The following is a 3,669-nucleotide window of genomic DNA, read 5'->3' as shown; positions in this document are numbered from 1 at the left end:
GTTACATTCCGACCGTGCAGTTGATAGATGCTTCGATCTACACGCCGCGATCGGGCTGCGACCCACCTGAGCCCGCATGGAAGGACTTCGACGACTTTAAGGACTGCGTGCACCCACGCCAGCCGACCTTTAAGGGCTGACGGTCCAAGCGGAAGCGATCGCCAAGCGTATCGAAAACGGTTTTGCCGACACTCCAAGGCATCCCAAGCCATCGGCTGTAATGGAGACTATTGAAGGCATTCTTCGATGTCTTTCCTTCGGTTGCTATCGGGGGTTAAGCGGACTTAACGCGGACGACCCGTTTCGGGTAGCGAATGACCCTGAACGGGCTTCATGGAGTGCTCTATAGGTCTGCGCACGAGAGCAACGCGAACCCGTTACTGCGTGAGCGACAATAGTAGGTCTTCACCACCTCGAACGACGCGCCTGTCACTATCATGCGAGCTGAATAGCCGACATACGTTGCTCGATTGTTCAGTGAGAACGCTCAAAGATTGAGCTGTGCGCTTGGCGTAGAGCGCGAAATTCTAAGCTCTTCCTCATTCATGTCTGCCGATACATCAGCGAATAGAGGCGTGCTCAAATAGCGCTCGCCGGTGTCGGGAAGCATGCAGAGAATGTTTGCTCCTTTCGCCGCCTCGGCTGCAATCTTGAGCGCGCCAGCAAAGGTCCCGCCCGAAGTAATGCCGACAAAGATGCCCTCCTGGGTAGCAAGGTCCTTGCTGCAGCGAATGGCATCGGGGCCGGAGATCGGTAAGATGCGATCGATGACCTTCATTGCGACGACATCGTCGGTGAGTTTGGGGACGAAATCCGGCGTCCAGCCTTGCATCGGATGCGGCTTGAATGTCGGATGCGGTGCCGCCGGAGTACCGTCTGAGTTTCGCGACTGCCCGATGCCACTGGCCAACAGCTGCGCATCCTCCGGCTCGCAAACGATAATCTTCGTTTCGGGGCGCTCCTTGGCAAGCACCCGAGCGACGCCCTTTAATGTTCCGCCAGTTCCATAGCCCGTGACCCAATAATCCAGCCGTTGTCCGGAGAAATCGTCGAGTATCTCACGCGCTGTCGTGCGCGAATGAATATCGGGATTGGCTTCATTCTCAAACTGCCGGGTCATGTACCAGCCATGCGCCTTGGCAAGCTCGATGGTCTTATTGATCATGCCCATACCGCGCTCAGCGGCGGGAGTTACAATGACCTTCGCTCCAAGGAACCGCATGAGCTTACGTCGCTCGACGCTAAATGGCTCTGCCATGGTGATCACAAGAGGGTATCCCTTGGCTGCGCAAACCATGGCAAGACCAATTCCCGTATTTCCACTTGTCGCCTCTATGACCGTCTGGCCAGGCTTGAGCTCTCCCGATTTTTCGGCCGCCTCGATTACCCCGAGAGCCAATCGGTCCTTCACTGAACCAAGAGGGTTGAAGGCTTCAATTTTTACGAAAAGATTCACGCCTAGCGGCGCCAAACGATTGATCCGCACCACCGGCGTATTGCCGATCGTTTCGAGGATATTTTGGTATGTCCGCCCCATGTTGACCTCCAACATTTCGTTGTCTGCGACGAGAAGATCGCGCGTCCAGTCGCCACGGATCGTATCCGGCGGCGAATAGTCCATTCTCGGACATTGTACCTGGCAGAGCCAGCGCCTATGCTTTGATAGACCAAATAAATTTTACTGATCCGGAGGGCCTTTTGGCCGGCGAGCGCGTGGAACGGCGACTGGCGGCTGTGCTGGCGGCGGATGTCGCCGGCTATAGCCGTTTGATGGGCCGCGACGAAGAACGCACGCTCGCTAATCTGAAGTCGTTCCGAAAGACACTCGTCGATCCCGCAATCGCCGCGCATCGCGGCCGTATCGTTAAGACTACTGGCGACGGCATGCTAGTGGAGTTCGCTAGCGCCGTCGACGCCGCACGATGCGCAGTCGAAGTCCAGCGCGGCATGGCCGGGAAAAATGCCGACGTCCCGCAGGATCTCAAGATCGAATTTCGGATCGGCATTCACGTCGGCGACATCATCATCGATGACAACGATATTTTCGGAGATGGTGTCAACATCGCAGCGCGCCTTGAGGGAATCGCCGAGCCAGGCGGTATTTGCATCTCCGATGATGCGCACAGGCAAATTCGCGGCAAGATCGATATCGCCTTCGATGACATCGGCGAACAGACTCTAAAAAATATTGTCGAACCAATGCGCGCGTGGCACATCCGGCTTGCCGGCGAGGCTGCTCCTGCAATTCGATCAAGTCCGCCCCCGATACGAATTCAAGATCTGGCGCTACCCGACAAACCGTCCATTGTCGTCCTGCCGTTCGACAACATGTCCGCTGAGGCGGGTCAGGACTACCTGGCCGATGGAATCGTCGAGGCAATTACCGCAGCGCTTTCGTGCATCCGCTCCTTTTTCGTCATCGCACGCAGTTCAGCATTCACCTACAAGGGCCGCGCAACAAATGCACGCGACATAGGCAAAGAGTTGGGCGTCGCCTATTTGCTCGAGGGCAGTGTGCAGAAAGCCGGCACCCGCCTCCGGATTATTGTTCAGCTGATCGAAACCGAAGGGGGCGCACACGTCTGGAGTTCGCGCTATGACGGCGCAATCGATGATTTCTTTGATCTCGAGGATCGAATAACGGAACAGGTGGCAGGCGCTCTACAACCCTCCATCCGCATCGCCGAGATTGAGCGCTCGCGACGCAAACGGCCGCAAGACCTGGGCAGCTACGGCTTTACTATGAGGGCAATGCCTCATGTCTGGGCGCTTGAGAAGAACGAAAGCGCTAAAGCGCTCGAACTCCTCGAAAAAGCGCTCGCGATTGATCCCGAATACCCCTTGGCATTGTCGCTTGCCGGTTGGTGCCACGCCCAGCGCTCGGTCTACAATTGGGCGGATGACCTCGTGGGGAGTCAGGCAATGGCGCGATCGCTCGCCGAGCGGGCGGCGGAGATGAGCGGCGACGATCCCATTATTCTGGCAGTCCTCGGCGCGGTGCATACCTTTGTACATAACCATGGAACCGCGCGTGTGCTGCTTGAGCGCGCCGTCACACTCGATCCCAACGCCGCATGGGCTTGGTGTCGGCTCGGATGGCTTGAGAACTATTCTGATCAACCTGAAAGGGCGATCGCTAATTTCGAGCGGGCTCTGCGCCTGAGCCCGATTGACCCAATGAATTTCAACAACTATGTGGGTATAGGCTCGGCGCATGAAATAGCGGAAGAATATGACAAGGCCGCCGCGTTCTACCGACGCGCCCTCGAGGAACGGCCTAACGCTAGTTGGATATATCGCAATTTGGCAGCGGTTCTGTCGGGAGCTGGCCGGGTCGAAGAGGCTAAACAAGCCTTTGCGGACTTGATGCGCAGCTATCCCGATCTCACGGTTTCAAAATTCAAACAAGCAATGGTCTTTTCTGCGCCCGTCCTGGATCGTATGGCAGAAAACCTGCGAAAACTTGGGTTGCCTGAATGATTGGGGCAATCCAGCGTTAGACGGAGTTGTGCCGCTTTCCGTTCTATTGCGCGCCAACCCGGCGACGGGGCTGACTTCCGCTGTTGATGCTGTGGACGGCTCCTCCACCGGCACATCGGTGCCACGGATGTGGGCGCTGTTGAGGCTCCCACGATTCAGAGGAGCGAGCCATGCAGACGATAACGACAA

The 3,669-nt window shown here is 57.0% G+C and carries 2 protein-coding genes; one reads left to right on the top strand and one right to left on the bottom strand.

Going from position 1 to position 3,669, the window contains the following annotated elements:
• Positions 1 to 487: 487 nt before the first annotated feature.
• Positions 488 to 1,552 carry a cysteine synthase A gene (gene cysK, locus E8A46_RS30130; protein ID WP_291568905.1) on the bottom strand — a complete coding sequence of 355 codons (1,065 nt, stop codon included), beginning with the start codon at positions 1,550 to 1,552 and terminating at the stop codon, positions 488 to 490.
• A 146-nt stretch (positions 1,553 to 1,698) separates the two neighbouring features.
• Here cysK and E8A46_RS30125 point away from each other — a divergent pair, with 146 nt between their 5' ends.
• Positions 1,699 to 3,480 carry an adenylate/guanylate cyclase domain-containing protein gene (locus tag E8A46_RS30125; RefSeq protein WP_291568903.1) on the top strand — a complete coding sequence of 594 codons (1,782 nt, stop codon included), beginning with the start codon at positions 1,699 to 1,701 and terminating at the stop codon, positions 3,478 to 3,480.
• Positions 3,481 to 3,669 lie beyond the last annotated feature (189 nt).

The sequence above is a fragment of the Bradyrhizobium sp. genome (assembly GCF_004799445.1).
Classification (GTDB): Bacteria; Pseudomonadota; Alphaproteobacteria; order Rhizobiales; family Xanthobacteraceae; genus Bradyrhizobium.
This window is presented reverse-complemented; position numbering and strand designations above follow the sequence as displayed.